Origin of the sequence: Bordetella genomosp. 7, from assembly GCF_002261265.1 — a bacterium.
Classification (GTDB): Bacteria; Pseudomonadota; Gammaproteobacteria; order Burkholderiales; family Burkholderiaceae_B; genus Bordetella_A.
Map to the genome: position 1 here is coordinate 654990 of NZ_NEVK01000006.1, position 26283 is coordinate 681272.

General features: G+C 66.2%; 32 protein-coding genes. 14 read left to right on the plus strand and 18 right to left on the minus strand.

Translation table 11 applies throughout. From position 1 onward, the window contains the following. Positions 1 to 83 precede the first annotated feature (83 nt). From CAL19_RS14075 to CAL19_RS14090, 4 genes are read right to left on the minus strand one after another with little or no spacing between them, the layout of a single operon-like run. Positions 84 to 1313, minus strand: coding sequence for a pyridoxal phosphate-dependent aminotransferase (locus CAL19_RS14075; protein WP_026638633.1), 1230 nt, complete (start codon positions 1311 to 1313; stop codon positions 84 to 86). A 29-nt stretch (positions 1314 to 1342) separates the two neighbouring features. Continuing rightward, positions 1343 to 1693 (minus strand): RidA family protein, encoded by a 351-nt coding sequence (locus CAL19_RS14080; protein ID WP_026638634.1) that lies wholly within the window; start codon positions 1691 to 1693, stop codon positions 1343 to 1345. Then, positions 1690 to 2613, minus strand: coding sequence for an NAD(P)-dependent oxidoreductase (locus CAL19_RS14085; RefSeq protein ID WP_026638635.1), 924 nt, complete (start codon positions 2611 to 2613; stop codon positions 1690 to 1692). Before CAL19_RS14085 ends, CAL19_RS14080 begins: the two co-directional genes overlap by 4 nt. Before the next feature lie 23 nt (positions 2614 to 2636). Next, positions 2637 to 3383 carry a GntR family transcriptional regulator gene (locus CAL19_RS14090; RefSeq protein ID WP_094797096.1) on the minus strand — a complete coding sequence of 249 codons (747 nt, stop codon included), beginning with the start codon at positions 3381 to 3383 and terminating at the stop codon, positions 2637 to 2639. A 146-nt stretch (positions 3384 to 3529) separates the two neighbouring features. Between CAL19_RS14090 and CAL19_RS14095 the strand changes: the two genes are divergently transcribed. Beyond that, positions 3530 to 5191 (plus strand): thiamine pyrophosphate-binding protein, encoded by a 1662-nt coding sequence (locus CAL19_RS14095; RefSeq protein ID WP_094797097.1) that lies wholly within the window; start codon positions 3530 to 3532, stop codon positions 5189 to 5191. Positions 5192 to 5513: 322 nt separating this feature from the next. Further along, positions 5514 to 6203: a GntR family transcriptional regulator gene (locus tag CAL19_RS14100; RefSeq protein WP_249276315.1), complete on the plus strand. Its 690-nt coding sequence runs from the start codon at positions 5514 to 5516 to the stop codon at positions 6201 to 6203. 55 nt (positions 6204 to 6258) lie between these two features. On the opposite strand, the gene CAL19_RS14105 is transcribed toward CAL19_RS14100, so the two are convergent. Further along, positions 6259 to 6939, minus strand: coding sequence for a TetR/AcrR family transcriptional regulator (locus CAL19_RS14105; protein ID WP_094797190.1), 681 nt, complete (start codon positions 6937 to 6939; stop codon positions 6259 to 6261). Positions 6940 to 7201: 262 nt separating this feature from the next. Here CAL19_RS14105 and CAL19_RS14110 point away from each other — a divergent pair, with 262 nt between their 5' ends. The 4 genes from CAL19_RS14110 to CAL19_RS14125 all read left to right on the plus strand — a co-directional run bounded on the left by CAL19_RS14110 (position 7202) and on the right by CAL19_RS14125 (position 9016). Beyond that, on the plus strand, positions 7202 to 7516 hold the full coding sequence (locus CAL19_RS14110; RefSeq protein WP_094797099.1) for a DUF4148 domain-containing protein: 315 nt from the start codon (positions 7202 to 7204) through the stop codon (positions 7514 to 7516). Positions 7517 to 7597: 81 nt separating this feature from the next. Beyond that, positions 7598 to 7912: a DUF4148 domain-containing protein gene (locus tag CAL19_RS14115; protein ID WP_094797100.1), complete on the plus strand. Its 315-nt coding sequence runs from the start codon at positions 7598 to 7600 to the stop codon at positions 7910 to 7912. A gap of 79 nt (positions 7913 to 7991) precedes the next feature. Next, positions 7992 to 8327, plus strand: a complete 336-nt coding sequence (locus CAL19_RS14120) for a DUF4148 domain-containing protein (RefSeq protein ID WP_051423665.1) — start codon at positions 7992 to 7994, stop codon at positions 8325 to 8327. 116 nt (positions 8328 to 8443) lie between these two features. Beyond that, positions 8444 to 9016, plus strand: coding sequence for a TetR/AcrR family transcriptional regulator (locus CAL19_RS14125; protein ID WP_094797101.1), 573 nt, complete (start codon positions 8444 to 8446; stop codon positions 9014 to 9016). Between the two features lie 75 nt (positions 9017 to 9091). Here CAL19_RS14125 and CAL19_RS14130 read toward each other — a convergent pair whose 3' ends face one another. Next, positions 9092 to 9667, minus strand: a complete 576-nt coding sequence (locus tag CAL19_RS14130; protein WP_094797102.1) for a TetR/AcrR family transcriptional regulator — start codon at positions 9665 to 9667, stop codon at positions 9092 to 9094. Positions 9668 to 9808: 141 nt separating this feature from the next. On the opposite strand from CAL19_RS14130, the gene CAL19_RS14135 reads away from it, so the two are divergent. Together CAL19_RS14135 and CAL19_RS14140 are read left to right on the plus strand one after the other, a co-directional pair. Further along, a complete protein-coding gene (locus CAL19_RS14135; RefSeq protein WP_094797103.1) occupies positions 9809 to 10465 on the plus strand; it encodes an HD domain-containing protein in 657 nt (218 codons plus the stop codon). Positions 10466 to 10497: 32 nt separating this feature from the next. Then, positions 10498 to 11565, plus strand: coding sequence for an NADH:flavin oxidoreductase/NADH oxidase (locus CAL19_RS14140; protein WP_094797104.1), 1068 nt, complete (start codon positions 10498 to 10500; stop codon positions 11563 to 11565). Positions 11566 to 11602: 37 nt separating this feature from the next. Here the strand turns inward: CAL19_RS14140 and CAL19_RS14145 are convergent, their stop codons facing one another. After that, entirely contained in the window at positions 11603 to 12844 is a 1242-nt protein-coding gene (locus tag CAL19_RS14145; protein ID WP_038852037.1) for an MFS transporter, read from the minus strand. 185 nt (positions 12845 to 13029) lie between these two features. On the opposite strand from CAL19_RS14145, the gene CAL19_RS14150 reads away from it, so the two are divergent. From CAL19_RS14150 to CAL19_RS14165, 4 genes are all read left to right on the plus strand, one after another. Further along, on the plus strand, positions 13030 to 14130 hold the full coding sequence (locus CAL19_RS14150) for an NAD(P)H-dependent flavin oxidoreductase (RefSeq protein ID WP_094797105.1): 1101 nt from the start codon (positions 13030 to 13032) through the stop codon (positions 14128 to 14130). Between the two features lie 93 nt (positions 14131 to 14223). Then, a complete protein-coding gene (locus CAL19_RS14155; protein WP_026638646.1) occupies positions 14224 to 15630 on the plus strand; it encodes a cytochrome ubiquinol oxidase subunit I in 1407 nt (468 codons plus the stop codon). Further along, positions 15620 to 16627, plus strand: a complete 1008-nt coding sequence (cydB, locus tag CAL19_RS14160) for a cytochrome d ubiquinol oxidase subunit II (RefSeq protein WP_026638647.1) — start codon at positions 15620 to 15622, stop codon at positions 16625 to 16627. Before CAL19_RS14155 ends, cydB begins: the two co-directional genes overlap by 11 nt. Next, a complete protein-coding gene (locus CAL19_RS14165) occupies positions 16627 to 16758 on the plus strand; it encodes a DUF2474 family protein (protein WP_081745634.1) in 132 nt (43 codons plus the stop codon). Before cydB ends, CAL19_RS14165 begins: the two co-directional genes overlap by 1 nt. Before the next feature lie 4 nt (positions 16759 to 16762). Here the strand turns inward: CAL19_RS14165 and CAL19_RS14170 are convergent, their stop codons facing one another. The 10 genes from CAL19_RS14170 to CAL19_RS14215 all read right to left on the minus strand — a co-directional run bounded on the left by CAL19_RS14170 (position 16763) and on the right by CAL19_RS14215 (position 23115). Then, a complete protein-coding gene (locus tag CAL19_RS14170; protein WP_051423659.1) occupies positions 16763 to 17287 on the minus strand; it encodes a GNAT family N-acetyltransferase in 525 nt (174 codons plus the stop codon). Between the two features lie 122 nt (positions 17288 to 17409). Beyond that, complete coding sequence (locus CAL19_RS14175) at positions 17410 to 17979, minus strand: helix-turn-helix domain-containing protein (protein WP_026638648.1); 570 nt, start codon at positions 17977 to 17979, stop codon at positions 17410 to 17412. A gap of 107 nt (positions 17980 to 18086) precedes the next feature. Beyond that, entirely contained in the window at positions 18087 to 18380 is a 294-nt protein-coding gene (locus CAL19_RS14180) for a hypothetical protein (protein ID WP_094797106.1), read from the minus strand. A 90-nt stretch (positions 18381 to 18470) separates the two neighbouring features. Next, positions 18471 to 18857: a DUF488 domain-containing protein gene (locus CAL19_RS14185; RefSeq protein ID WP_094797107.1), complete on the minus strand. Its 387-nt coding sequence runs from the start codon at positions 18855 to 18857 to the stop codon at positions 18471 to 18473. Between the two features lie 43 nt (positions 18858 to 18900). Continuing rightward, the gene (locus tag CAL19_RS14190; protein ID WP_094797108.1) at positions 18901 to 19563 is read right to left on the minus strand and encodes a thiopurine S-methyltransferase; all 663 of its coding nucleotides are present in this window, start codon (positions 19561 to 19563) and stop codon (positions 18901 to 18903) included. A gap of 187 nt (positions 19564 to 19750) precedes the next feature. Next, the gene (locus CAL19_RS14195) at positions 19751 to 20227 is read right to left on the minus strand and encodes a hypothetical protein (RefSeq protein WP_026638652.1); all 477 of its coding nucleotides are present in this window, start codon (positions 20225 to 20227) and stop codon (positions 19751 to 19753) included. Next, positions 20205 to 20594: a phage holin family protein gene (locus CAL19_RS14200; protein ID WP_026638653.1), complete on the minus strand. Its 390-nt coding sequence runs from the start codon at positions 20592 to 20594 to the stop codon at positions 20205 to 20207. Before CAL19_RS14200 ends, CAL19_RS14195 begins: the two co-directional genes overlap by 23 nt. Positions 20595 to 20655: 61 nt before the next feature. Further along, entirely contained in the window at positions 20656 to 21234 is a 579-nt protein-coding gene (locus CAL19_RS14205) for a YceI family protein (protein ID WP_094797109.1), read from the minus strand. Positions 21235 to 21346: 112 nt separating this feature from the next. Further along, complete coding sequence (locus CAL19_RS14210; RefSeq protein WP_094797191.1) at positions 21347 to 22810, minus strand: amidase; 1464 nt, start codon at positions 22808 to 22810, stop codon at positions 21347 to 21349. A gap of 77 nt (positions 22811 to 22887) precedes the next feature. After that, entirely contained in the window at positions 22888 to 23115 is a 228-nt protein-coding gene (locus CAL19_RS14215) for a DUF3079 domain-containing protein (protein ID WP_094797192.1), read from the minus strand. Between the two features lie 218 nt (positions 23116 to 23333). Here CAL19_RS14215 and CAL19_RS14220 point away from each other — a divergent pair, with 218 nt between their 5' ends. Continuing rightward, positions 23334 to 23768, plus strand: coding sequence for a GNAT family acetyltransferase (locus CAL19_RS14220; RefSeq protein WP_094797110.1), 435 nt, complete (start codon positions 23334 to 23336; stop codon positions 23766 to 23768). 166 nt (positions 23769 to 23934) lie between these two features. Here the strand turns inward: CAL19_RS14220 and CAL19_RS14225 are convergent, their stop codons facing one another. Further along, the gene (locus CAL19_RS14225; protein ID WP_094797111.1) at positions 23935 to 25410 is read right to left on the minus strand and encodes a SulP family inorganic anion transporter; all 1476 of its coding nucleotides are present in this window, start codon (positions 25408 to 25410) and stop codon (positions 23935 to 23937) included. Positions 25411 to 25728: 318 nt separating this feature from the next. Here CAL19_RS14225 and sodC point away from each other — a divergent pair, with 318 nt between their 5' ends. Next, positions 25729 to 26259: a superoxide dismutase family protein gene (sodC, locus tag CAL19_RS14230; RefSeq protein ID WP_094797112.1), complete on the plus strand. Its 531-nt coding sequence runs from the start codon at positions 25729 to 25731 to the stop codon at positions 26257 to 26259. Positions 26260 to 26283 lie beyond the last annotated feature (24 nt).

Below are 26283 nucleotides of genomic sequence, written 5' to 3' on the forward strand. Positions count from 1 at the left end.
TTCCCCTTGTGAAAGTTGCTGCGAAAAACCGCCGGCGGCCGGCGAACCGGCGGCCGGCGAACCGGCGGCTGGCGGAATATGACTTAAACCAATTGAGCCACCGCCCGTCCGATGCGTTCCAATGCCGTCTGCAGCTGGGCCTGCGAGGTCGCATAGCTGATGCGGAAATACGGCGCCAGCCCGAACACCGTGCCCGGCACCACGGCCACATCGTGATCCTGAAGCAGATATTGGCAAAAATCGATATCGGTATGCAAAACCTGTCCGCCCGGCGTACGCCGCCCCATGACCCCCGCGCAGCTAGCATAGGTATAGAACGCCCCTTCCGGACGGCGGCACGACAGCCCGGCAATGGCGTTAAGGCCGTCCACCACCAGGTCGCGGCGTGCCTGGAACGATCGCCGGCGCTCGGCCAGGATGTCCTGCGGCCCGTCCAGCGCCTCGATGGCGGCCGCCTGGCTGATGGAACACGGGTTGGACGTGCTCTGGCTCTGCACGACGGCCATCGCGCCTATCAGGGGTTTCGGCCCGCCGGCGTAGCCGATGCGCCAGCCGGTCATGGCATAGGCCTTGGACAGCCCGTTGATGGTGAGCGTGCGGGCCTTCAGGCGCGGCTCGACCTGCGCCATGGTGCGAAACGCAAAGTCGCCGTAGATCAGGTGTTCGTAGATGTCGTCGCACATCAGCCAGACATGCGGGTGGCGCAGCAGCACCTGGGCGAGTTCGCGCAGGTGCGCCTCGGAATAGGCCGCGCCGGTGGGGTTCGACGGCGAGTTCAGCATGACCCACCGCGTGCGCCCCGTGATCGCACGCTCGAGATCGGCCGCAGCCATGCGAAACCCGTTTTCTTCGCTGCATGGCACTTCGATGGTTTTTCCGCCGGCGATGGCGATCATGTCGGCGTAGGACGTCCAGTACGGCACGCCCACCACGACTTCGTCGCCTTCGTCGAGCGTGGCCATCAGGGCATTGTGGATCACCTGCTTGGCGCCCGCCCCCACCGTGATCTCGTCCGGCGCATACGACAGGCCGTTTTCCCTTTCGAACTTGCGCGCGATGGCCGCCTTGAGCGCCAGGGTGCCATCCAGCAGCGTGTACTTGGTCTGGCCCTCCTCGATGGCGCGCACGGCTGCCTGCTTGACGTTATCCGGGGTATCGAAGTCGGGTTCGCCCGCCCCCAGCACAATGACGTCGCGCCCTTCGCGCTTGAGCTGCGCGGCACGCGCGCCGATGCGCAGGATTTCGGACACCGCGATGCTGGCGATACGGCTGGCGCGCCGCAATGCCGGCGCCTGTGAGGTATCGGTATTCATAGATTGCCTGGGCTCCTGAAATGCGCGCGCTATAGCGCGGCGACCACCATGATCTCGACCAGGATGTCCGGCGCGGCCAGCTCCAGCGCCCCGCAGCACCGCGCGGGCGCCTGGCCCTGCACAATCCAGGCATCATAGACTTCGTTCATGGCCTGGAAGTCGGACATGTGCTGCAGCCAGATGGTGACGTTGAGCAGCCGCGACTTGTCGGTGCCGGCGGCTTTCAACATTTCGTCGATCTTGGCCAGCACCTGGCGCGTCTGGCCGGCCGCGTCGGCGCTGCGGTCATCGGCGGTATGGCCGGCCAGGTACACCGTGCCGTTATGGATGACCGCGCGCGAGCGGCGCGTATTCTGGTCCAGGCGGGTGATGGCGCTCATTGTTGCTCTCCTTGGCCCGAGATGCGGCGGCAGTGGTTCAGCGCTGCCTGGATGAGGTTGTCGCTGGCCTCGGGCGTGCGGAACGCCGAGTGCGCCGACAACGTGACGTTGTCGAGCCTGGTCAGCGGATGGTCCTGTGGCATGGGCTCGGTGACGAACACGTCCAGGCCCGCATGCCCCAGCTTGCCGGACTGCAGCGCTTCGATCATGGCGTCTTCGTCCACCAGCGCGCCCCGCGCGGTGTTGATGAGAATGGCGCCGTCGCGCATGCGCGCGATGCGTTCGCGCGAGATGATGCCGCGGGTTTCATCGGTAAGCAGCAGGTGCAGCGACACGACATGGCTGGCGCCCAGCAATTCGTCGAGTTCGACAAAGCGCACGCCGGGATGCGACTTCGGGCTGCGGTTCCAGGCGATGACTTCCATGCCCGCGCCATTGGCCAGGCGCGCCACTTCAGCCGCGATGCCGCCGAAACCCACCAGGCCCAGCGTCTTGCCGGTAAGCTGCATGGCGTCGGTGCGCAGCCAGTTGCCGGCGCGCATGCCGCGGTCCATGCGGCTGAAACCCTTGGCCGACGCCCACATCAGGGCAAAGGCGCATTCGGCCACCGCCGTGTCGCCATACCCCTTGATGATGTGCACGTCGATGCCCGCCTGCGCCAGTTCTTCGGGGTTCATGTACGAACGCGCGCCCGTACCCAGAAATACGACGTGCTTCAGGCCGCTGCACTGGCGCGCGATATCGGTGGGCAAGTGCGTATGGTCGATGATGGCGATCTCGGCGTCGCCCAGCACCCCGGGCAATTGCTCGGGCGTGATGTCGGGCTGGCGGTTGACCACCAGCGGCAGGTCGTCCGCGCGATGCAGCCGCTCGGCCACGGCCGACAAAGTGGGGTTGGCGTCTACAAAAATGGCTTTCATAAAGCAGCTTCCTGTTCAGGGGTTCAGAGAGATCGGTCCAGGCCGGGTTCGGCGGCCTGCGTGAAAAGCGATTCGGCGTAATCGGCCAGCGCATTGCCCATGTAGATTTCGGCAAAGCCGGCGCGCGCCAGGTCTACGACGTGGTCCAGGTGTTTGTCGATGTGCTGGCTCATCATGGCCTGCGCGGCCGCCACGTCGCGCGCCTGCAGGGCGCGCACGATATCGGGATGGTCGTTGCGGGTGTGGCTGCGGCGGGCCTTCAGGTCGATCCAGCGCGGAAAGCGGATGCGTTCATTCAGGGACCGCACCGAGCGCACGAATTCGGGGTTGCCGGACAGCACCGCCAGACGTTCGTGAAACGCCTCGTCGCGCGACAACAGCCGCAGCGCCTGCGCATCGGTTTCGATTTCGTCGCGGCTGCCCTGAACGTAGCTGGCAAGGTCTGCCAGGGCCTGGTCGGAGGCGCGCTCGCACACCAGCTTCACCACCCCCAGTTCGACAGTGGCGCGGTATTCATAAAGCGCCATCAACTGCTGGGCGTCAAGCGGGCGCACGGTATACCCACGGTTGGGCGTGGCCTGCAGGAAGCCTTCCGCGGCGATGCGGTTGAGCGCTTCGCGCACGGGGGTGCGGCTGACGCCCAGGCGGCGCGCCAGTTCCAGCTCGTTGACGCGTTCGCCCGGGCGCAGGCGGAACGTGGTGGCCATGGCCTTGATGCGCTCGTAAACCTGGGCGGCTGTGGCGGGGTGGGGTGCGAGGACGGTGTTCATAAGCCGGCTGGACGGGCGGGCGGCAAGCTGCACACCCAAGTGTGGACATATGATGAATATTGTTTTGTATACAGTCAAGTGTTATGCTGCCTGCGCCTTTCTATCCGCGCCCCCGGCGCTGCTTTTCTCAGACACGGAACCCGAACATGGCCACCAGCCCCAGCGTCCGCACCGGCGGGCAGATACTGATCGACCAATTGCGCTGCCAGGGCGTCGAACGCGTGACCTGCGTGCCGGGCGAAAGCTACCTGGCCGCGCTGGACGCGCTGTACGACGGCGGCGTGCAGGTCGTCATATGCCGCAACGAGGGCGGCGCCGCGATGATGGCCGAGGCCTACGGCAAGCTCACCGGCCGCCCCGGCGTCTGCTTCGTGACCCGCGGCCCCGGCGCTACCAATGCGTGTCACGGCGTGCATATCGCCATGCAGGATTCCACGCCCATGCTGCTGTTCATCGGCCAGGTAGACCGGTCGATGCGCGAACGCGAAGCCTTCCAGGAAGTGGACTACCGCGCAATGTTCGGCGGCATGGCCAAGTGGGTGGTAGAGATCGACCGCGCCGACCGCATCCCGGAACTCGTGGCCCGGGCCTACCGGGTTGCCATGCAGGGCCGGCCGGGGCCCGTGGTGATCTCGCTGCCTGAGGACATGCTGGTCGATACCTGCGATGTGGCGGACGCCCCCCGCGTCGAGCCCGTGCAGGCGTGGCCCGCGCCGGCCGACCTGCACACCCTGCAGGACATGCTGGCGCAGGCCCGGCAGCCCATCGCGGTGCTGGGCGGTTCTGGCTGGGACGAGACCGCCTGCCGGGAGTTCGCCGACTTCGCGCAGCGCGCGGGCCTGCCCGTGGCGACGTCATTCCGTCGCGCGGCGCTGTTCCCGGCCGACCATCCCTGCTATGCGGGCGATCTGGGCATCGGCCCGGACGCACGCCTGAAAGCCCGGGTAGCCGACGCGGACCTGCTGTTGCTGGTGGGCGGCCGGCTGTCCGAAATGCCTTCGTCGTCGTACACGCTGCTCGACATTCCCGTGCCGCGCCAGAAACTGGTGCACGTGCATCCCGGCGCCGAAGAACTGGGCCGGGTGTACCAGCCCGCCCTGGGCATCCAGGCCGGCCCGCGCGCTTTCAGCGCCGCGCTGGCGCAGGTGGATGTGCCCGCGGCGCCGGCCTGGCAAGGCAGCGCCGCGCAGGCCCATGCAGACTACCTGGACTGGACCGAAACCCCGCGCCACCTGCCCGGCGAATTCCAGTACGGCCAGGCCCTGGCGTGGCTGCGCGAGCGGCTGCCGCGCGACGCCATGGTGTGCAACGGCGCGGGTAATTACGCGGGCTGGCTGCATCGCCATCATCGCTTCCACACGTTTGGCACGCAGCTCGCCCCCACCAGCGGGTCGATGGGATACGGCGTGCCGGCCGCCGTGCTGGCCAAGCTGCAGTTCCCGCAACGTACCGTGCTGGCCTTTGCGGGCGACGGCTGCTTCTTGATGAACGGGCAGGAATTCGCGACCGCCGTGCAGTACAACGCGGCCATCATCGTGATCGTGCTCGACAACAGCCAGTACGGCACCATCCGCATGCACCAGGAACGCGATTACCCCGGCCGGGTGGTAGGCACACAGCTGCGCAACCCGGATTTCGCCGCCATGGCCATTGCCTTCGGCGGACACGGCGAGCGCGTCGAGCGCACTGAAGATTTCGCGCCAGCCTTCGAACGCGCGATCGCGTCGGGCAAACCGGCCATCCTGCACTGCAAACTCGACCCCCGCGCCCAATCCCACGCACGCGACTTCACCCCCACAGCCGCCTGACCGCCCGCCACGGTGTCTGACACCCTACGGGAGTCAGACACCCACTCATGTCGCAGCGCTGCCCGCGGTGTCTGACACCCTACGGGAGTCAGACACCTGTTCGTTGCATTACGGTATTTGGTGTCTGACTCCCGAAGGGTGTCAGACACCGACCGGTTGGCAGCACCTGCGGCGATTTCCCCTGCCTTTCAAGGGAAACCCGGCGCCGACGTCTCCGGATGATCTAATATCCGCCTTGATGCCCAGGCGCACGCTTCCCCACCGGGGGGCACCGCGCAATTCCCCACGCCCTACCCGGGCGGCTGCACCAGCCGGAGATCTCGTGAGCGCCGTATCCGACAGTACCGTCGACCGTGTCTACATCCAGCTTCGATCCATGGCCATCGGCTACGAGTTCAAGCCGGGCGAAAAACTCAATGAAGTGGCGTTGGCCAGGCAACTGGAAGTCAGCCGCACGCCACTGCGCGAGGCGCTGAACCGGCTGGGCATTGAAGGCCTGCTGCGCTTCCAGCCCGGCAAGGGGTTTTACTGCCGTGACCTGGACGTGCATGAAATCTTCCACCTGTACGAACTGCGCAAAGTGGTCGAAGTCGCGGGCGCCCGCCTTTCGATGGCGCGAGCCCGCGACGAAGACATACACGCATTGATGCAGTTCCTGGACGACACCGGCCCCGAGCCCGGCGACCGCAGCGTGGCCGAGCTCGTTGATCTGGACGAGACATTCCACGAACGGCTGCTGGAGATGTCGGGCAACAACGAAATGCTGCGGGTGCTGCAGAACATCAATGCGCGCATCCGCTTTGTGCGCTGGATCGACATGCGCCTGGGCGACCGCGCCAATACTCAGCGCGAACACCGCCTGATCCTGCAGGCCCTGCTGGCGCGCGACGACGGCAGTTGCACGGCGTTGCTGGAAAAGCACATCGACCGGCGGCTTGACCAGATTACTTCGGCCATTCGCGAGGGCTACGCCCAGATCTATATGGGTGCGCAGGTGCAGGCCGCAGCCTGAGCGTGGCGCACGGCTAGTGGCGCACGGCCAGTGGCGCGCGGTCAGCGGCGCATCGCTAGCCGCGGTCGCCAGGCGTCCGTCCACCCTGCGCGTGTTGCGGATGCGGCGCTGCGGGCACACGATCCGCCTGGCCCCTATCGCGCGGACGAACGCCGTTCATCAGCAAATCGCTGATGAAGGCCGACAGCTCGCCCAGGCTGGCAGCAGCCTGCTCAAGCATGGCGAATCGCTCCATGATGCCCACAAAGGCCTGCGACAACCAGTAAGGCGACACGTCGCGGCGCAGCAGGCCCATCTGCTGTTCTTCTTTGACCTTCTGCGCCAGCAGATCCACCAGTTCGCTCTTTAGCGCTTCGGCATGTTCGGAATGCTGGAAGCCCAGCTTCGCAAGACTGTGGTTTTCGTGCAGCACGCCCAGCAATCTCCGCACGCTGTTGCGCGCCCGGCCTTCAAGCAGCTCTATCGGCGTATCTTCAGGAATTTTTGCCTGTTCGACCGCTTGGCGCAGTCGCACCGCAAACATATCGATCAGTTCGTCGTAGATGGATCTCTTGCCGCCGAAATACTGGTAGAACACGGACTGCGTGATGCCCGCCTTCGACGCGATTTCAGACACGCGGACACGCTCATAGCCGAGCCGCGCGAATTCTTCGCAGGCAATGTCGAGCAGACGCTGGCGGGTACGTGCGCCCTTTCCCGCGCGGAACGCTTCTGCGGACTGATAAGTGGCTGGCATATCGTCTTGTGCGCAAATGGGCCAACAATGGTACATGTCGACCACGGCCAGTTGCGCCCCGCATGGGCAGGGCTGCCTGCATAGATACAAATTAATACAATTTAAGTTTGACATATCTACCTATGAGTAGGTAAGATTCGTTCCATGGTCGGGAAGCAAGCAGTCATCCCAACCAAGCGCCCTGAAGCCGGGCGTTTTTTCGAAACCTGCAGTCTACCTACACATAGATAGTTTTTACTCCTCACTCTCTTTAGGAACCGTCATGAAAAACTTTGCTTCCCTCCTGCTGATCTCCGCTTCCCTGGCCGGCACCGCCGCCTACGCGCAAGAACCCTCGGGTGAACTGGACTATCCGCCCGAAGTCGTTCAAACCAGCTCGCTGTCCCGCGCTGAAGTCGTTGCCGAACTGCAAGCCGCTAAAGCCGCCGGCCTGGTGACTTTCGGCGATATCGAGGAACCCGCGAAGCAAGCCGCCGCCAGCACGCTGACCCGCGAGCAAGTGCAGGCCGAAGCCGCCGCCGCACGTGCCCATCGTTCGGCCTCGAACAGCCAGTTCATCACTTTCACCGGCGCCTGATCGCTTTTTTATTTCCCTGTACATCTATCTACATATAGATAGCCGTCAAAGACCACACTACACACCTACTGGAGCATGACCATGAAAAACCTCGCCACCCTGCTGCTGATCTCCGCTTCCCTGGCCGGCACCGCCGCCTACGCGCAAGAACCCTCGGGTGAACTGGACTATCCCCCCGAAGTCGTTCAAACCAGCTCGCTGACCCGCGCTGAAGTCGTTGCCGAACTGCAAGCCGCTAAAGCCGCCGGCCTGGTGACTTTCGGCGATATCGAGGAACCCGCGAAGCAAGCCGCCGCCAGCACGCTGACCCGCGAGCAAGTGCAGGCCGAAGCCGCCGCCGCACGTGCCCATCGTTCAGCCTCGAACAGCCAGTTCATCACCTTCACCGGCGCCTGATCGCTTTTTTATTTCCCTGCACATCTATCTACATATAGATAGCCGTCAAAGACCACTACACACCTACTGGAGCATGACCATGAAGACCCTCGTATCCGCCGTAATGCTGTCGATGACCATGATGGGCGCCGCCTACGCCGCCGAACCTTCGGGAGAGCTCGACTATCCGCCCGTGCAACAGAACATTGGCGATGTGACGCGCGCCCAGGTGCTGGCTGAACTGGCCGCCGCCAAGGCTGCCGGCCAGGTTGTTTTCGGCGAAACCGAGCAACCCGTCGCCGTGCAAGGCTCGGATGCCGTTCCCAGCCGCGCCGAAGTGCGCGCCGAAGCGCAGGCCGCCCAAGACCGTGGCGATGCGTTCGGTGAACTCGATTACCAGGCCAGCTACAACCCGACCGCCGTGTCGAACGGTTAAGGACCGCACCATGTGGTGCGACGCGGCGCCGCCCTGCCCCCCCGGCACGGCGGCCCGCCCCTGGACCACGCACACTCCGGGCCCTTCTACTCGTCTACTTACTTGGTGTCCCGATCATGAAGACCGAAACGACCCGCACACAGATCTTGCAACTTGCCGAGCGCCTGATTCAGGAACGCGGCTGTAACGGCTTCAGCTACCGCGACCTGGCCGCGATAGTCGGCATCAAGACGTCCAGCATCCATTATTACTTTCCGCAGAAAGAAGACTTGTTGTTGGCTGTCGTGCAGCAGTATCGCGCGCGCTGGCAGGCTGCGATGGCGGCCATCGACCCGGCGTTGAGCGCCGAGGCGAAGTTGCGCGCCTATGTCGATACGCACCGACGCGCCTTCTGCGGCACCGAACGCATCTGCCTGGGCGCGGCCCTGGCGGCCGAACTCGCGTCATTGCCTGCCGCCGTCAGGCAGGCCGTGCAGGATTTTTACCGGGCCAATGAAGATTGGCTGGCCGGCGTGCTGGAACAGGGTTCGCGCGAAGGCAGCCTGCGCGTGCCGGGCGACCTGCGCACGGCCGCGCGCGCCACCTATGCTGCCCTGCAGGGCAGCCTGGTCACGGCGCGGCTGTTCCAGAGCAGCGAACGCATTGAAGAGTCGTTGCCCACGACGCTCAGCCTGCGCGAGTCAGCGTAAATGAAAGGGCGGCCGGCGGCCGTTGCGATGACCAGATGTGCGCAACCCGCCGGCACAGCGAGCGGCGGCCCGGCGTCAGGCCGGGCTGGCCACGCCGCAGCGCCCTTGCACGGATGTCAGCACATCGCGCAGCCGCGCCGGGTTCTGGAACAGGCGCGACCCCATCAACGCCCCCTGGAAGGCGGCAAACAGGCAACGGCCCGCGGCTTCGGCATCGCCGGCCCATTTGATGGTGCCATCGCGCTGCCCATCGGCCACGACGCGCGCCAGCCAGGTTTCGTTCAGGCAGAAAAAGCCTTGCAGGGACCGGCGCGCGCGTTCGGACAGCGACGCGAAATCGGCGGCCAGCATGCCGCACAGGCAAACCTGATCGGTGGGGCCGCCTTCGAACAGCGCTGCGTAACGCTCGAGCCGTTCGGCGGCGGGCAGGCTGGTGTCGATGCCATGGACCAGGCCGGACACATGGGACGTGTAGCTGTCGATCGCTTCGATCAGCAGGTCGTCTTTACAGGGAAAGTAATAGTGAATGCTGGCCGTCTTCACACCCACGTGCTCGGCCAGATCGCGATAGCTAAAGCCGTTGTAGCCACGCTGGCGAATCAGGGCCTGGGCGTGGCATACAAGTTGTTCACGGGTGGTAGAGGCATTCATGCGCGTATTGTTACCTACTAGTAGATCGGGGGTCAACCCGGAAAGTCCCCGAGAGCGAGGGCGCGTATAGCGTCGTATCCTGCTGCACTGCGCTAAGCTTGTGCCACCTAACCCGGCCCCGATTTGCGAACATTCGCCGCCATGCTCCTGCCCGATGTCTGGACTTCCCGCCTGATTGCCATCGCCGCCGCGCAAGCCCAGGACGACGGGGCGCACGACCTGAACCACCTGCACCGCGTGTGGCACCTTGCCCGGCAACTGCTGGCCAGCCACACCGACGCCGACGCACTGGTCGTGCAGGCTGCCTGCTATTTGCACGACCTGGTCAATCTGCCCAAGAACCACCCCGAACGCGCACAGGCATCGCGCATGGCCGCACGCCAGGCGCAAGCCCTGCTCGCGCAGGCCGGTTTTCCCGCCGACAAACTGCCGGCCGTGGCCCACGCCATCGAGGCGCACAGCTTTTCGGCGGGCATCGCGCCCCAGACGGTGGAAGCCCGGATTGTGCAGGACGCCGACAGGCTGGACGCCCTGGGCGCGGTCGGGCTGGCGCGGCTGTTCTATACGGCCGGGCGCATGGGCTCGGCGTTTGCGCATCCCTCGGATCCACGCGCAGTATCCCGGCCCCTGGATGACCGCGCCTATGCGCTGGACCACATCGAAGCCAAGCTCGCCACGCTGCCGGCAACCATGCATACCGGGGCCGCCCGGCAGCTGGCAGATGAACGCCTGAACTGGCTGCGGGCGTTTCGCGACACGTTCATCGACGAATGGAGCGCGGGCGCCCCCGGCCGCTAGTTTTTTGCCCCTTCATGTCTACGGAATCGAGTATGCCCAGTCTTTTGTTTACACCCCTGCAATTGCGCAGCGTGACGTTCAAGAACCGGATCGGTGTGGCTCCGATGTGCCAGTATTCCTGTCAGGACGGCCTGGCCAGCCATTGGCATCTGGTGCACCTGGGCAGCCGCGCCGTGGGCGGCGCCGGCATGGTCATGGTCGAGGCATCGGCGGTTTCGGCCGCCGGCCGTATCAGCCCGGCAGACCTGGGCATCTGGAGCGATGCGCACGCCGCCGCGCTCGCGCCGATTGCGCAGTTCATCGCCGAACAGGGCGCCGTGCCCGCCATACAGCTTGCGCATGCCGGCCGCAAGGGCTCTACCCAGATCCCTTGGGAGGGCCGCGCCATGGTGCCGCCCGAAGAAGGCGGCTGGCAAGTGGGCGCGCCCAGCGCGCAGCCCTTCAACGATGAATACCCCACGCCGGCCGAAATGACCGAGGCCGACATCAGGCAGCTGGTGGACGACTTTGCGGCGGCCGCGCGCCGCAGCCGCGAAATCGGCATGCAGGTGGTCGAGCTGCACATGGGCCATGGCTACCTGTTGCACCAGTTCCTGTCGCCGCTGAGCAACCAGCGCAACGACGCCTACGGCGGATCGTTCGAAGGCCGTGTGCGCGCGCCGCTGGAAGTGGCGGCCGCCGTGCGTGAAGCCTGGCCCGGCGACCTGCCGCTGTTTGTGCGTATTTCGGCCACCGATTGGGTCGAGGGCGGATGGGACGTGGCGCAGTCTGTCGAACTCGCACGGCGCATGAAGGCGCTGGGCGTGGACCTTGTGGATTGCTCCAGCGGGCATATTGTGCCCGGCTCGCAAGGCCAGCCCGCGCCCGGCTACCAGGTGCCATTGGCCGAGCAGATACGCCGCGAGGCGCAGGTTGCCACCGCCGCCGTGGGCTTGATCACCCGGGCGCGCCAGGCCGAGGACATTCTGCAGCGCGGCCAGGCCGACATGGTGCTGCTGGCCCGCGAGTTGTTGCGCGACCCTTATTGGCCGTTGCGCGCCGCGGCCGAACTCGAAGAGCCGCCGCAGTGGCCGGTGCAGTATCTGCGAGCCGTCAGCTAGCCGCCGGGGCCGGCCTCGCGATAGCGCCGGGCGCGTGCTATCGCGAGGGTGTCACTTCGCCCGAGAGCTGCACGCGCTTCACCTCGGAAAAATACATCACGATCAGCGACACCCACACCACGCCGTATAGCAGCATGAAGCAGCTGGACCGGATCTGCAGCAGGTCGGCAATGGCGCCGAACATCAGCGGCAGCAAGAATCCGCCCAGCCCGCCCGCCAGGCCCACGATGCCCGTGACCACACCCATGTTCTCGGGGAAATCATCTGCCACGTACTTGAAGGTGGACGCCATGCCGAACGCGAACACGGCGCCGAGCAGGAACAGCAGCAAGGTGAACAGCCAGACCGGCAGATAGATGTGGAAGTCCGCCGAGCCGCCAAGCGTCTGTACCGTGAGCGTAGTGTCGGGATACGACAGGATGAACAGGCACACCCAGGCCACCCACAGACACCACCATGTCATTTTGTGTGCGCCGAACCGGTCGGCCAGGCTGCCGCCGACGGCGCGCAGCACGGCGCCGGGAAGTGAAAACCCCGCCGCCAGCGCCGACGCAGCCACCAGGCTCAGTCCGTATTCGGCCTGGAAATACTGCGGAATCCACAGCGACAACGCGGTGAAGCCGCCGAAGGTGATCGAATAGTATTGGCAGTAGCGCCACACGCGGGGGTTCTTCAGGACCTTGAACTGGTCCGCCAGCCGCCCGCCCGATTTGCCGGCGCCCGGGTCGGGCGCGGCCACCAGCCAGAACATCAGCGCGGTTGCCAGCAGGGCAACTGCATAGATCTTGGGCACCGCGCGCCAACCGAAGGTTTCGAGCAGCACCGGCGTGATGAACAGGTTGACTGCGGCGCCCACCGTGCCCGCGCCGAAAAACCCCATGGCAAAGCCCTTGCGCTCGGCCGAAAAGAAGCGAGCCACGTACGGAGTGCCCACCGCGAAGGATGCGCCCACCAACCCCAGGAACAGCCCGATCAGCAAGAATTGCCACAGCGCCTGCGCGTAGCTGACCAGGTACACCGGCACGGCGCACACCACCAGCAGAATCGTCATGACCACGCGGCCGCCATAGCGGTCGGTCCATAGGCCCAGCGGCAGCCGGAACACTGCGCCGGTAAGCACGGGGGTCGAGGTGAGCAGGCCGAATTGCAGCGCATTCAGGCCCAGTTCTTCGCGGATGCGTATTCCCAGCACGCCGAACATCATCCACACCACAAAACACACCATGAAAGCGAAGGTACTGCTGTACAGCACCGCGTACGCCCTGGGGTGGTTGTTCATTGCGTTCTCCGATGTATGCGTGCGTGGCCCGGATGGCAAGGAACTGCAGTGGCACCAACCGTACCGCGTAATTACGCAGACCGTCAACGCCGCCGGGCTTACCCAGGAAGGCGGGATGGACAAGCTTTGCCCCGCGATCGCGTTCGAGTACTTTAGCTGCCAGGGTCAACTTCTTCGGGGCTGCCATGTCCGCACCACACAGCGATACCACGTCTTGCCTGCCGGAGCGCCTGGGGCTTGCCGTTCCCGTCATCCAGGCGCCCATGGCCGGCACCAGCACGCCCGCGCTGGCCGCCGCCGTGTCCAATGCCGGCGGCCTGGGCTCGCTGGGGCTCGGGTCCAGTTCGGCAGAGGTGGCGCGCGACATGATCGCGCAGACGCGCGCGCTGACCGACCGGCCCTTCGGCGTGAATGTGTTCTGCCACCGGCCCGACGCGCCCGATGCGGCGCGCCAGGCCCGCTGGCTGGAATACCTGGCGCCCGCCTTCGGCGAGTTCGGCGCGCGGCCGCCCGCCGCCCTGCGCGAGATCTACACCAGTTTCCTGGCCGACGATGCCATGTTCGAGATGTTGCTGGCCGAAAGGCCCGCAGTCGTGAGTTTCCATTTCGGGCTGCCCGACGAACGGCGCATCGCAGCCTTGCGTGACGCGGGCATCTACCTTATGGCCACCGCCACCAGCCCGGACGAAGCGGCGCGCATCGCGCACGCCGGCCTCGATGCCATCGTGGCACAAGGCGTGGAAGCAGGCGGCCATCGTGGCATCTTCGAGCCGGAAGGGCCCGATGAACAATTGGGCACGCTCGCGCTGGTGCGGTTGCTCGCCACGCGCTTCAGGCTGCCTGTCGTGGCGGCGGGCGGCATCATGGACGGCGCGGGCATCGCGGCCGTGCTGGCGCTGGGCGCTCAGGCGGCGCAGTTGGGTACCGCCTTCGTGTCGTGTCCCGAGTCGGCCGCCGATTCCGCGTACCGTCAGGCCTTGCTCAATGGCACGGTAACCACGGTGTCCACCCGCGCCATTTCTGGACGGCCGGCGCGCGGCATTGTCAACCGACTGACGGCGCTGGGTTCGGCGCCAGAGTGCCCGCCCACGCCAGGCTATCCCCACACGTACGACGCAGGCAAGGCGCTGCATGCCGCCGCCAAGGCGCAGGGGTCGGCCGACTTCGCGGCGCAATGGGCCGGCCAGGCCGCCGCGCTGTCGCGGGGGCTGCCCGCCGAGGCGCTGGTGCGCCAGCTGCGCCAGGAACTCGCCGACACGGCAAGCCGGCTGGCCGCCTGGCGATAGCAGGCCGCGGCGCCGCGAGGGTACGGGCACTGACGGCATGCGATTTGCTGCGCGATCGCTCGCCGTCACACCACCCGCAGACTACGGAGGCAAATGGACGCGCTACTGCTGGCCCGTATTCAATTCGGCTTCACCATCTCGTTCCACATTCTGTTTCCGGCCCTGACCATCGGGCTGGCCAGCTATCTGGTGGTGCTGGAAGCCCTGTGGCTGCGCACCGGCCAATCGCGGTACCTGGAGCTTTACCAGTTCTGGCTCAAGCCGTTCGCGGTGGCGTTTGCCATGGGGGTGGTGTCGGGCATCGTGATGGCCTACCAATTTGGCACCAACTGGTCGGAGTTCTCGCGCTTTGCCGGCGCCATTACCGGGCCGCTCCTGACTTACGAAGTGTTGACCGCCTTCTTCCTCGAAGCGGGTTTCCTGGGGGTAATGCTGTTCGGCCTGAAGCGCGTCGGTCCCGGCCTGCATTTTCTGTCGACCTGCGTGGTGGCGCTGGGCACACTGGTGTCGGCCACCTGGATCCTGGCTTCCAACAGCTGGATGCATACGCCGCAGGGGCACGAGATCATCGACGGGCGGGCGGTGCCCGTGGACTGGCTGGCGGTTATCTTCAATCCGTCATTTCCGTATCGGCTTGTCCATATGGTCATCGCGGCCTACCTGGCCACGGCCCTGGTGGTGGGCGGCACGGCCGCGTGGCACCTGCTGCGCGGTCGCGACCATCCACAGATACGCACCATGCTGTCGATGGCGATGTGGATGATCCTGGCGTGCGCGCCGCTGCAAGCCGTGGTGGGCGACCTGCACGGGCTGAATACGCTGCGGCACCAGCCCGCCAAACTGGCCGCGATGGAAGGCCACTGGTCGCCCACGCCGCCCGGCACGGGCGTGCCGCTGATCCTGTTCGGCTGGCCTGACATGCAAGCGGAAACCACGCGGTACAAAGTGGAGATTCCCCGGCTGGGCAGCCTGATCCTCACGCACAGCTGGGACGGACAGATCCCGGCATTGAAATCTTTTCCTCCCGAAGACCGGCCGAATTCCACCATCGTGTTCTGGACGTTTCGCATCATGGTCGGCCTGGGGCTGCTGATGATCGCCTTGGCGGTGTGGGGCAACGCGCTGCGCCGCTCGGCGCGCATGTACCTGTCACGACCGTTCCTGCGGTTTGCGCTGGCCATGTCGCCGGCGGGGCTGGTTGCCTTGCTGGCGGGCTGGTACACCACGGAAATCGGCCGCCAGCCATGGATCGTGTACGGGCTGCAGCGCACCGCCGACGCCGTATCGCCGCACCCCGCCGGCGAGGTGGGTTTTACGCTGGCCCTTTTTGTGGTTGTCTATCTTGCCGTGTTCGGCGCCGGCACCGCCTACGGCATGCGCCTGCTGGCAGCCGGCCCGCAACAGGCCGGCGACGACCCGGGGCCCGGCGGTGCGGGCCAGCCGCGCCAGCCGATGCGACCGCTTTCCGCCGCAACAGAGGAGCCTCGAAATGGGCGTTGACCTGCCATTGATCTGGGCCGTCATCATTCTGTTCGGCGTCATGATGTATGTCGTGATGGACGGCTTCGACCTGGGTATCGGCATCCTGTTTCCCTTCTTCCAGGACACGGCCGACCGCGACGTGATGATGAACACCGTCGCGCCGGTATGGGACGGCAACGAGACCTGGCTGGTACTGGGCGGCGCGGGGCTGCTGGCGGCCTTTCCGCTGGCCTATGCCGTGGTGCTCAGCGCGCTGCACCTGCCGCTGATCCTGATGCTGACCGGGCTGATCTTCCGCGGCGTGGCTTTCGAATTCCGCTTCAAGGCCCGCGCGGGCCGCCTGCGACTCTGGGACAAGGCTTTTGCGGGCGGCTCGCTCACCGCCACGTTCTTCCAGGGCGTAACGCTGGGCGCGTTCCTGAACGGCCTGCCCGTAGCCGACGGCCGCTATGCCGGCAGCTCGATCAGCTGGTTGGCTCCCTTTCCGATCTTTACCGGCCTGGGCCTGATCGTGGCCTATGCCCTGCTGGGCGCCACCTGGCTCGTCATGAAAACCGAAGGGCCGCTGCAGCAGAGGCTGCGCGCCATCGCCCGGCGCCTGACTATCGCGCTGCTTGCCGTGATCGTCGCCATCAGCCTGTGGACGCCGCTAGCCCACCCTGCCATCGCCGACCGCTGGTTCAGCCTGCCCAACCTGTTCTGGTTTGCGCCCGTGCCGCTGCTGGTGCTGGGCACGACGTGGCTGCTGCTGGCCCGCCTGCGCGGCCCCGGCCACACCGCGCCCTTCCTGCTGACGCTTGCGCTGGTCTTCCTGGGCTATAGCGGCCTGGGCATCAGCCTGTGGCCTTATGTCATCCCGCCTTCGATCACCATCTGGGACGCGGCGGGTCCGCCGCAAAGCCTGGGCTTCACGCTGGTGGGAGCGCTGTTCATCATTCCCATCATCCTTACCTACACCGGCTGGTCGTACTGGGTGTTTCGCGGCAAAGTGCGCCACGGCGAGGGCTACCACTGATGGCCGGCCCCCGCCATCGCTGGGCGCGGCGGATGGGCTGGCTGCTGTTGCTGTGGGCCGCCGGCGTGGCGGCGGTGTTCCTGCTGGCGCAGGTGCTCAAGGGCGTCATGCGGTTCAGCGGCATGGGCTGAGACGCTAGCGCAGCCACTTGTACATGAGCGTCGTAGCGTCATAACGCTGGCGCCGCACGTCCAGCGCAAACCCCGGAATCACGCCTGCGGGCTGGTATCCCAGCGACACGTACAAGGGCTCGGCGTTGTCGCCCGTGCGCGTGTCCAGGGTCAACAGGCGGCGGCCCAGGATGCTGGCGCCGTCTTCCAGCGCCAGCATCAACCGGCGGGCAATGCCCCGTCTCCGAAAATCCGGGTGTACCAGCAGCTTGCGCACTTCGGCGCGGTGCGGCTGATTTGCGGGCGTGTCCCAGTCGAGCTGCACGGTGCCGGCCACCGCATCCGCGACGCGCGCCACCCAGAGCGCGCGGCCGCCCGCCTGCATGGCCGGCGCCACCTGCCGTTCCCAGAATGCCCGCGCATCGGCAGCGGTAAACGGCCACACAAAGCCAATGCTGGCTTCGTCCTGCACGCAGGCATGCAGCAAGGCATCCAGGCCATTCTGCTGTTGCCGGACTTGCCCGGGTGTCCAGCGCTCGACTGCGATCATGGTGTCCACCACGGCCTCACACGATGAAGAGCAGGTAATGCAAGGCATCCAGGCCATTCTGCTGTTGCCGGACTTGCCCGGGTGTCCAGCGCTCGACTGCGATCATGGTGTCCACCACGGCCTCACACGATGAAGAGCAGGTAATGTGCGCCGCGATCCGGCGGCGTAACGAACGCGCTGGCGCCTGCCAGCTGGTAGCGCAGGCAATCGCCGGGGTGCAGCACGTAAGTGCGCTGGTCTATGGAAAGTTGCAGTTGGCCTTCGAGCAGCAGCAGGTGGTGCTCCAGGCCATGGCGCGGCGGATCGCGATAGTCGATGCGCACGCCCGGCGCCAGGCGGCACTGCAGCACTTCACCGGCCAGGCGCTGCGCGGGCGGCGACACCGAGCGGCGCTCGAACCCCACGGTATCGTCGGTCCAGACGGGCTGCTGCGCATGCGTGACCAGCGGCTCGAAATCGTCTTCGACCATGCGCATCAGGCGCGACAGCGTCAGCCCGTAGGCCGCGCAAAGCCGGCCCAGCACGCTGGCGGTGGGGCTGACGGCGCCGTTCTCCAACCGTGATAGCGTGGCCCGGCTGACGCCCGACTGCTGCGCGAGTTGATCCAGCGACCAGCCCCGCTCGGCGCGAAGACTGCGCAGCCGCTGGGCCAGCTGGCGGTCAATGTTCAATATGTCGGGCGCAGATTCCATAAAAGAGATTATTTCTCAAATATGGAATATCCACAATAGCTGGTTCGGCGGGTTTGCCTGGCGCCGCCAGGGGCATAGCGCGCCCCCATGCGGCGCTCTCTTGCAAGTCAGCTGTCGTCGCCCGGCGGGGTACGCCCGCCCTTGCGGCCCGGATCGTCGCGGCCGGTGTCGGGCGGCGTGAAATTGCCTTCTTCGGTGATGCCCCCCGTACGCGCGCTCTGGTCGGCAGCGGCAGTGCCGCGGTCGAACACCGGCTGGTCGCTGCGCTGCGCGCGCGGCGGGTGATCCATATCGGGGCGAGGCGGATCGTCGTCGGACACGCGTCGCGGCCTCGGCGCACCGCGATTCGGATCAGGTTGGGGCAGCCCCTGCGCGTTCGCAGGCTTGTCGGCGTCGGACATGGCGGGTCTCCTGGTGGGTGATGCGGGCGGCGCCTGCCGCCGCCACCGGTGCGGCGCAAGTCGTATACCCGCCCACTGCGCCCCCCGCACCTATGCCAGATGCGCCTTGCGCTCGCGCAGCAGTTCGCGCAGCACGCTGCGGTGGCAGCGGCTTTCATCCTCGCAATAGCAGCCCACCGAGAAATTGGTCGTGGCCGACAAGGCGGCCAGCAGGTCGAGCACCTTGCCGGCTTCGCCGCCCTGTAGTTCCTTGCGGATCTTGCTTGCCACTTTGCGCCATTCCGCATCCGTGCTGGCGGCCAGGGCGGCCTTTACCAGCTCGGGGCTCGGGGACAGGATGGGCAGCCATACATCGTAGAAATTGCGCCGCGCAAACTCTGCCTTGGGCACCCCGCGCGGCGGCCGCCGCACCGTGCCGATGCGCAAGCCCTCGTCGCGCAGCCGCGCGGACCCCAATTGCACAATGTATATGCTCACGATGCCCCCTTTTACAAAAAGCGCGGCGTGGCGTTCACGAATTTCAGCCTGCGCGCCGGCTTAGCCGATACACCAGTGTGTCCAGTTGGGTAAGGCCACGCTCGGCAAATTTGGGTTCTTTATCCAGGATATCGCGGCGATCGATCAGCTCGGCATGAGAGTGCGCGGCGTACAGCGCCTGCACTTCGTCGTCGCGCACCGAAAACGGCGGCCCGTCCATCTGCGATTGTTCGTAGTCGAGCGTAATGAGCAACCCACGGTACGACTCGGACAACTGGCCATACACATGCCTGGCGTAACGCGCGCGCATGTCCGCGGGCAATGCCACCAGTGCGGCACGGTCGTAGGCGCCCGCGCATTCCGACAGCACATCTGCACCCAGGTCGAAAATATCGCCGCAGTAGATCTCGATGTCGCCCGCGCGGTAATACTGCCCGTGGCCCGCCTGGCGGATGTCCGGCTGCAAGGCCTGCTCGGCAAAAAACTGCTCGACCGCCAGCGGCGAAAGCTCTACGCCCAGTACGCGATAGCCCTGCTCGGCCAGCCACACCATATCGATGGATTTGCCGCACAGCGGCACCAGCACGCGACTGCCGGCGGGCACGCGCAGCGTCGGCCAGTATTTGGCCAGCAGCGGCGTCACCCGCGATTGATGGAAATGCGTGCGCCCTTCGCGCCAGCGCTCGTGCCAGAATGCCGCGTCCATGCGTCAGTTGCCTTATGTTTGTATGCCCGGCCCGCGCGCACGGCTTGCGACATACATGCCGAAGCCGTGCGCGAAGGAACACACTATTTTGCAATAAAAGCAGAAAACCCGCGCCAGGGCACGGGCTTGGGAGCGGGCGCGCGCACGTATGCGCGGTGATCCGGGCAGGCGCCGGCGGGCCGGGGAATCAGGGCTGGCGCGCGGGCGCAACGCCGGGCGCCGGCGTTACTTCAGGTAGCTGCGCGCCGCGCGCTTCGCGCAGTTCGCGCAGGCGCAGCACCTGGGCGTCGAGCTCGGCGCGCAGGCGCTCTACTTCTTGTGGATTGGCCGCGCGCTCGGCGGCCAGCCGCAAATCGGCCATCAGCTTTGCCAGCTGCGCAATTTCGGCATCGGGCAATGGAGCGCTTACACGCCGTTGGCGGCGACGCCTGAGTACGCCGGCGAGCCGTTCGCGCAGTGCCACCACCGCCATCGCGCGCAACGGCTTTTTCAGAAACGGCGGCCAGCCCACGACTGCGCCGGCGGCAAGCGCCGTGGTAGACGCCCAGCCACGCGCCGAGGGGTCGGGCCCGGTCGCGCGCCCGAACGCATCGGCCAGTTCGCGTCTGTCTTGTTCCATCTTGGCAAGCAGCGCCTGCTTGTCAGCCTGGGTGGTCTTGGTCATAGTGGCTCCGGGCGGCGGCGGTGTCCAGGCGTACCTGGCGTGTGAGTTCGGCAAAGGGCGACGTTCTGGGCACGTTGCGCTTGGCCATGAACAACGCGATCAGCGTCACGAGCAGCCAGGCGCCGGCCACCAGCCACGCGGCCAGCGTACGGTGTTCGGTGTCCCAGAAACTGACGATCGACGCAACGGACAGAAACGCCAGCGTACCCAGCGCGCAGAACAACAGCGCCACGCTGCTGACCAGCGTCGTCACCAGCGCCGATCGGTACAGCGACAGTTCGATACCGGTAAGTTCAAGGTAGTCGCCGCTGCGCTCGGCCACGAACTCGGCAATCTGGCGCAGACGCCGCAGTCGTTCTGAAATCATGGCATCTCCTTCGTGAGGCCAGCCCACGCAGCAAATGCCATTCCTGCTTCACGGCCCCGCGCTAGGGGCGGCGCAGCGCCTCGACCTGGATCTCGAGTTCGACCTCGGGCTTGAAACCCATGTCCAGGCCGAAATCCAGCCCGTAGTCGCCCCGGTTGAACGACGCCGACACATCGGCGCCGCAGGCCTCGCGCTTTTCGAGGGGATGGTGCATGCACTTGAAATCGTCGATGTCGAGTTCCAGCGTACGGGTAACGCCCCGCAGCGTGAACTCGCCCACCGCCGTTTCGGGACGGTCGCCGTCGAACTCGGTGAACCGGCCCTTGAAAGTTGCCGTGGGGTAGCGGGCAGCGTCGAAGATATCCGGCGCCACGGCATGGCGGTTCATTTCGTCGTGTCCGAAGTCGACCGAGTCGATCTGCACGGTGATGTCTATCGTGCCGGTGCGGGCCGCGCGGTCCAGCACGATGACGCCGGACGTCTTGTTGAACTTGCCGCGCCAGGTCGACAGCCCGCCCAGGTGGTCGGCCTCGAAGCTGGGATAGGTATGCGAAGGATCGATGTCGTAGGTAACCGGCTCGGCGGCGGCGGGCATGGCCAGGGCGGCGGCGGACAGCATGATGGGAAAAATCAACTTCATAGTTCTGGCTCCAAGGTCGGGACGCATGACCGGGATGATGCGCCCGGATGCCGATAAGAGACCGCGAATTCGTGCTTCAGTTCAATGCGGGCGGGCATGTGCCGCCCTTGCATCACGCCTGCAGCAATGGGCTGCGCATGCGACTGTAGCCACTGGCGCGGTCGTAGGCCAGGCCCAGCTGCAGGACTTCCAGATCGTGCTGCGCAGGCCCGATGATCTGGATGCCGGCCGGCAGGCCGCCGGCGCCGAAACCCGCTGGCGCGGCCAGCGCGGGCAGGCCGCCCATGGTCGCGGGCACCACGGCTTGCATCCAGCGATGGTAGGTGTCCATCTCGCGCCCGCCCACCGAGGCCGGCCAGTGCAGTTCGGCATCGAAGGGAAAAACCTGGGCGGCCGGCAGCACCAGATAATCGAACTGCCCGAACAGTTGCCGAACTGCGCCGTACCACTCCGACCGCGCCACGGCGGCGCGATACACATCGGCGCCCGACAGCTTCAAGCCGCGCTCTATCTCCCATGCGGCCTCGGGCTTCAGCAACGCGCGGGTGCGCGGGTCGTGGTACAGACCGGCATTGGCGCCCGCGAAAGTAAAGCTGCGCAAATCCAGCCAGGCGCGCCACAGCCGTTCCATATCGAACGCGGGCGCCGCGGCATCGACCTGGCAGCCGATGGCACGGAAATGACTCAGCGACTGCTCGCACACCTGCAGCAGCCCGGGTTCCGTAGGCAGATGCCCGCCCAGGTCGCCCAGCCAGCCCACGCGCAGGCCCCGGCAATCGCGCTCGAGCGCGTCGGCGAACCGCCGCGGGTCATCGCCGCGCCGCGTCAGCGGGTGCCGGGCATCGAAGCCCGCTTGCGCCGACAGCAGCAGGGCAAGGTCCGGCACGTTGCGCGCCATGGGCCCGCAGACGCTGAACTGCTGGAAGAACACCTCGTCGGCGGGCCCATATGGCACGCAGCCCGGTGTCGTGCGAAAGCCATAGACATTGTTGAAGGCCGCCGGCGTGCGCAGCGACCCCATCATGTCGGACCCGTCGGCCACGGGCAGCATGCGCAGCGCGACGGCCACGCCGGCGCCGCCGCTGCTGCCGCCCGCGCTGCGCGTGGGATCGAAGGCATTGCGCGTAATGCCGTACACGGAGTTGTAGGTATGGCCTCCCAACCCGAATTCCGGGCTATTGGTGCGGCCGATGAACAACGCGCCGCCGGCCCGCATGCGCTCGAGCACAAACGCATCGGCCTGCGTTACCTGGCCCGCATAGATGGGCGAACCTTTTGTGGTGACCATGCCGCGCGCCGGCACGATGTCTTTGGGCGCTTGTGGAAAGCCATGCAGCGGGCCCAGCCAGTTGCCGCGCGCGAGTTCGGCATCCAGCGCGGCGGCCTGTTGCGCCAGCGTCGCGCGGTCGAGCGCCGCCACAATGGCATTGACGTGGGGGTTGAATCGATCGATCTGTTCCAGGAACGCCTGCAGCACTTCTGCGCACGACACCTGGCGCTCGCGTATGGCCGAAGACAGCTCGACTGCATCCAGTTCGACAATGCCGCGCGGCGCGGCGGCGGACGAAGCATTCATGGTGCCCGTGCCCCTGAGTTGCAAAGCCCCCAGTATATCGACCCACCCCAGCGCGTGGATCGCCGCGCCGCGCCGGATCAGCCAGGCCCGCCGGGGCTTGCCGCCGCGCCGGCGGAACACGGTGCGGCGGGCTCGCCGAGATCCCAGTCGCCCACGGTGTACCAGTCGTCGCCCAGGAGCTCGGCCGGATGCATGGTGCGGCTGGACCCGTTACCGCACATCATGGAATCGGCGGCGCAGTATTTGTCGCAACCCCAGCAGACGCGCTCGGGATGCTTGGGGTGCAGCGGAAATTTCTTAGCCATGGACGGCTCGGCAGTGGCAAGGACAGATATCAAGGTACTGCCGCGCGCGCGGCCCTGCCTTTGATCTTGCACAAACTTGATGGCCGTTTCCGGCATGCCGGGCGGCGCCACGCTGCCCATGGCGAACCGCGGCGTTGCAGTATGCTGACTTGTTGTCTTGCCATGCGCGCATGGCAACGCCGCCCGCGTTATCGGCCCGCCCCGGCCTGGAGCCAAGCATGACCCCGCCTGCGTTAACCATCCGCCCGTACCAAACGCCCGACGCCGATGCCGTAGTACAGCTATGGCATGACTGCGGCCTGACGCGCGCCTGGAATGACCCCTACAAAGATATCGACCGCAAGCTGGGCGTGCAGCCCGAGCTTTTCCTGGTGGGCGCCCTGCAAGACCAGGTCGTCGCCTCTGTCATGGCGGGCTACGACGGACATCGCGGCTGGGTGAATTATCTTGCCGTTGCCCCGGCCGTGCGCCGGCGCGGTTATGCGAGCCAGCTGATGAACGCCGTGGAGCAACGGTTGCTGGCGATGGGCTGCCCCAAGATCAATCTGATGGTCCGCACCGGAAATACAATCGTCGTGGATTTTTACAAGGCCCTGGCGTTCCGCCAGGACGAAGTCATCACCCTGGGCAAGCGCCTGATTCCCGACAATTAGAACGGGCCGGCCTATCCGGGGGCCGGCCTATCCGGGGGCCGGCCTTCCGGGGGCCGGCCTTCCGGGGGCCGGCCTTCCGGGGGGCCGGCCTTCCGGGGGCCCGGCCTCCCGGGGGCCCGGCCTCCCGGGGGCCCGGCCTCCCGGGGGCCGCCTTCCGGGGAGCCGCTCAATGCGCCGGTGCCGCCGCCCCGGGCTTGTGATGCGTCCCGTACCGCTCGACCATGGTGCTGCTGGCGCGATTGAGTCCCGTCACCTGCACGTCAATACCGTTGCGCCGGAACTTGTGCACCACGCGGTCCAGCGCATCCACGGCGGTGATATCCCAGAAGTGCGCCCGCGTCAGGTCGATGCGCACCTTTTGCAACGCCTCTTTGAAATCAAACTCCGATACCAGCGCCTCGGATGAAGCGAAGAACACCTGACCCTGCACCGCATACACGCGGCAGCCGGCGTCTGCGTCCAGCCGCGATTCCAGCGTAAGAACGCCACGCACCTTGGACGCAAAGAACACCGCGCTCAGGAGCACGCCCACCAGCACGCCCAGCGCCAGGTTGTGCGTGGCCACCACCACGATCACCGTCGACAGCATCACGGCGGAAGACGATTTGGGATGCGTGGCCAGATTGCGCAGCGATGCCCAGCTGAACGTACTGATGGATACCATGATCATCACCGCGACCAGCGCCGCCATGGGGATCTGCTTGGCCCACGGCCCCAGAAAGACCACCAGCACCAGCAACACGGCGCCGGCCGTAAAGGTGGACAGGCGGCCACGCCCCCCCGACTTTACGTTGATGACCGACTGGCCGATCATCGCGCAGCCCGGCATGCCCCCCAGCAGGCCGGCCACGATGTTGGCCAGCCCCTGGCCCTTGCATTCGCGGTTCTTGTCGCTGGGCGTGTCCGTGTAGTCATCGATGATGGAGGCCGTCATCAACGATTCCAGCAGGCCCACGGCCGCCACCGCGACGGCATAGGGAAAAATGATGTTCAACGTCTGCCACGTCAGCGGCACCGCGGGCAGCGCAAAGGCAGGCAGCTGGTCGGGGAACGCGCCCATGTCGCCCACGGTGCGTATGGGCAAGTCCAGCCACATCGCCAGCCCTGTCAGCACCACAATGCAGACCAGGGGCGAAGGGATGGTCTTGTTGATGAGCGGAAACAGATAAATGATCGCCAGCCCGCCGGCTGTCATGGCGTACACCGTCCAGGGCATGTCGGCGAGCTCGGGAAGCTGCGCCAGGAAGATCAGAATGGCCAGCGCATTGACGAAGCCGGTGATCACCGAGCGCGACACGAACCGCATAAGGGCGCCCAGCTTCAGCCAGCCTGCGCCTATCTGCAACAGGCCGGCCAGCACCGCCGTGGCAAATACATACTGCACGCCATGGTCCCGCACCAGCGACGCGATCACCAGGGCAACCGCGCCCGTGGCCGCCGAAATCATGCCCGGCCGGCCGCCCGCGATGGCGCATACCACCGCAATGCTGAAAGCGGCGTACAGGCCCACCTGGGGGTCCACACCCGCGATGATCGAAAAAGCCAGCGCTTCGGGAATCAACGCCAGGGCCACAACCACGCCGGCCAGCAGGTCGCCGCGGACATTACCGAGCCAGTCTCGGCGCAATGTCGATATTGTCATGAAATCAAACTCAGGAAGCCGCGTGCCAGCACGCGTGGGCATCAGGGGAAAGACTGCGGGATTGCCGCAACAGGCGCATCGCCCGCGCCGTTACCGGGCGGACATCAGGCAAGACTGACGTAGGGCGTCACATCGGAGGGGTACCAAAGGCGGCGGGACGCCCGGCATTGTACCGTTGTCACAAATCGCTCCGTTCAGTAGCGATGTCGGTGAAGGATTGCCGCTACCATTTACGAAATGCGTCGCCCTGGATACCAACCCCCCGGGGCGACGCTATTGCTTGCTATTGCTTCTGTCCAATCGACCAGGGAGACAACAATGCAGTCTTATCTGAAGTTCGCGCTGCTGGCCGGCGCTATCGGCGTGACGGCCGTTGCGCGCGCCGAGGTCACTGTGCCGGTACACCAAGCCACCGCCCAGGGCCCAGGCGCCGAAGTCGGCACGGTGTCGCTGGCCGACAGCAAATACGGTCTGGTGCTCACGCCCGACCTGAAAGGCCTGCCTCCCGGCGTTCACGGTTTCCACGTACACGAGAACGGCAGCTGCGACGCCAAGGAACAGGCCGGCAAGCCCGTGCCCGCCGGGGCGGCAGGCGGCCACTACGATCCCGACGGCACGAAAAAGCACGGCACGCCGTGGTCGGACGACGGCCACCGGGGAGACTTGCCGGCGCTGTACGTATCCGCCGACGGCACCGCCACCACGCCCGTACTCGCGCCGCGCCTGAAGCTGGCCGACGTGCAGGGCCGCGCCCTGATGGTGCACGCGGGCGGCGACAATCACAGCGACCACCCGCAACCCCTGGGCGGGGGCGGGGGGCGCATCGCCTGCGGCGTCATCCCGAAATAATCGGCCGGGGCGGCGCGGCCGCCC

Coding starts and splice junctions, on each gene's coding strand:
- CAL19_RS14075 (WP_026638633.1), bottom strand. CDS start 1,313: ATGAATACCGATACCTCACAGGCGCCGGCATTGCGGCGCGCCAGCCGT.
- CAL19_RS14080 (WP_026638634.1), bottom strand. CDS start 1,693: ATGAGCGCCATCACCCGCCTGGACCAGAATACGCGCCGCTCGCGCGCG.
- CAL19_RS14085 (WP_026638635.1), bottom strand. CDS start 2,613: ATGAAAGCCATTTTTGTAGACGCCAACCCCACTTTGTCGGCCGTGGCC.
- CAL19_RS14090 (WP_094797096.1), bottom strand. CDS start 3,383: ATGAACACCGTCCTCGCACCCCACCCCGCCACAGCCGCCCAGGTTTAC.
- CAL19_RS14095 (WP_094797097.1), top strand. CDS start 3,530: ATGGCCACCAGCCCCAGCGTCCGCACCGGCGGGCAGATACTGATCGAC.
- CAL19_RS14105 (WP_094797190.1), bottom strand. CDS start 6,939: ATGCCAGCCACTTATCAGTCCGCAGAAGCGTTCCGCGCGGGAAAGGGC.
- CAL19_RS14110 (WP_094797099.1), top strand. CDS start 7,202: ATGAAAAACTTTGCTTCCCTCCTGCTGATCTCCGCTTCCCTGGCCGGC.
- CAL19_RS14115 (WP_094797100.1), top strand. CDS start 7,598: ATGAAAAACCTCGCCACCCTGCTGCTGATCTCCGCTTCCCTGGCCGGC.
- CAL19_RS14120 (WP_051423665.1), top strand. CDS start 7,992: ATGAAGACCCTCGTATCCGCCGTAATGCTGTCGATGACCATGATGGGC.
- CAL19_RS14125 (WP_094797101.1), top strand. CDS start 8,444: ATGAAGACCGAAACGACCCGCACACAGATCTTGCAACTTGCCGAGCGC.
- CAL19_RS14130 (WP_094797102.1), bottom strand. CDS start 9,667: ATGAATGCCTCTACCACCCGTGAACAACTTGTATGCCACGCCCAGGCC.
- CAL19_RS14135 (WP_094797103.1), top strand. CDS start 9,809: ATGCTCCTGCCCGATGTCTGGACTTCCCGCCTGATTGCCATCGCCGCC.
- CAL19_RS14140 (WP_094797104.1), top strand. CDS start 10,498: ATGCCCAGTCTTTTGTTTACACCCCTGCAATTGCGCAGCGTGACGTTC.
- CAL19_RS14145 (WP_038852037.1), bottom strand. CDS start 12,844: ATGAACAACCACCCCAGGGCGTACGCGGTGCTGTACAGCAGTACCTTC.
- CAL19_RS14150 (WP_094797105.1), top strand. CDS start 13,030: ATGTCCGCACCACACAGCGATACCACGTCTTGCCTGCCGGAGCGCCTG.
- CAL19_RS14155 (WP_026638646.1), top strand. CDS start 14,224: ATGGACGCGCTACTGCTGGCCCGTATTCAATTCGGCTTCACCATCTCG.
- cydB (WP_026638647.1), top strand. CDS start 15,620: ATGGGCGTTGACCTGCCATTGATCTGGGCCGTCATCATTCTGTTCGGC.
- CAL19_RS14165 (WP_081745634.1), top strand. CDS start 16,627: ATGGCCGGCCCCCGCCATCGCTGGGCGCGGCGGATGGGCTGGCTGCTG.
- CAL19_RS14170 (WP_051423659.1), bottom strand. CDS start 17,287: ATGATCGCAGTCGAGCGCTGGACACCCGGGCAAGTCCGGCAACAGCAG.
- CAL19_RS14175 (WP_026638648.1), bottom strand. CDS start 17,979: ATGGAATCTGCGCCCGACATATTGAACATTGACCGCCAGCTGGCCCAG.
- CAL19_RS14180 (WP_094797106.1), bottom strand. CDS start 18,380: ATGTCCGACGCCGACAAGCCTGCGAACGCGCAGGGGCTGCCCCAACCT.
- CAL19_RS14190 (WP_094797108.1), bottom strand. CDS start 19,563: ATGGACGCGGCATTCTGGCACGAGCGCTGGCGCGAAGGGCGCACGCAT.
- CAL19_RS14195 (WP_026638652.1), bottom strand. CDS start 20,227: ATGACCAAGACCACCCAGGCTGACAAGCAGGCGCTGCTTGCCAAGATG.
- CAL19_RS14200 (WP_026638653.1), bottom strand. CDS start 20,594: ATGATTTCAGAACGACTGCGGCGTCTGCGCCAGATTGCCGAGTTCGTG.
- CAL19_RS14205 (WP_094797109.1), bottom strand. CDS start 21,234: ATGAAGTTGATTTTTCCCATCATGCTGTCCGCCGCCGCCCTGGCCATG.
- CAL19_RS14210 (WP_094797191.1), bottom strand. CDS start 22,810: ATGAATGCTTCGTCCGCCGCCGCGCCGCGCGGCATTGTCGAACTGGAT.
- CAL19_RS14215 (WP_094797192.1), bottom strand. CDS start 23,115: ATGGCTAAGAAATTTCCGCTGCACCCCAAGCATCCCGAGCGCGTCTGC.
- CAL19_RS14220 (WP_094797110.1), top strand. CDS start 23,334: ATGACCCCGCCTGCGTTAACCATCCGCCCGTACCAAACGCCCGACGCC.
- CAL19_RS14225 (WP_094797111.1), bottom strand. CDS start 25,410: ATGACAATATCGACATTGCGCCGAGACTGGCTCGGTAATGTCCGCGGC.
- sodC (WP_094797112.1), top strand. CDS start 25,729: ATGCAGTCTTATCTGAAGTTCGCGCTGCTGGCCGGCGCTATCGGCGTG.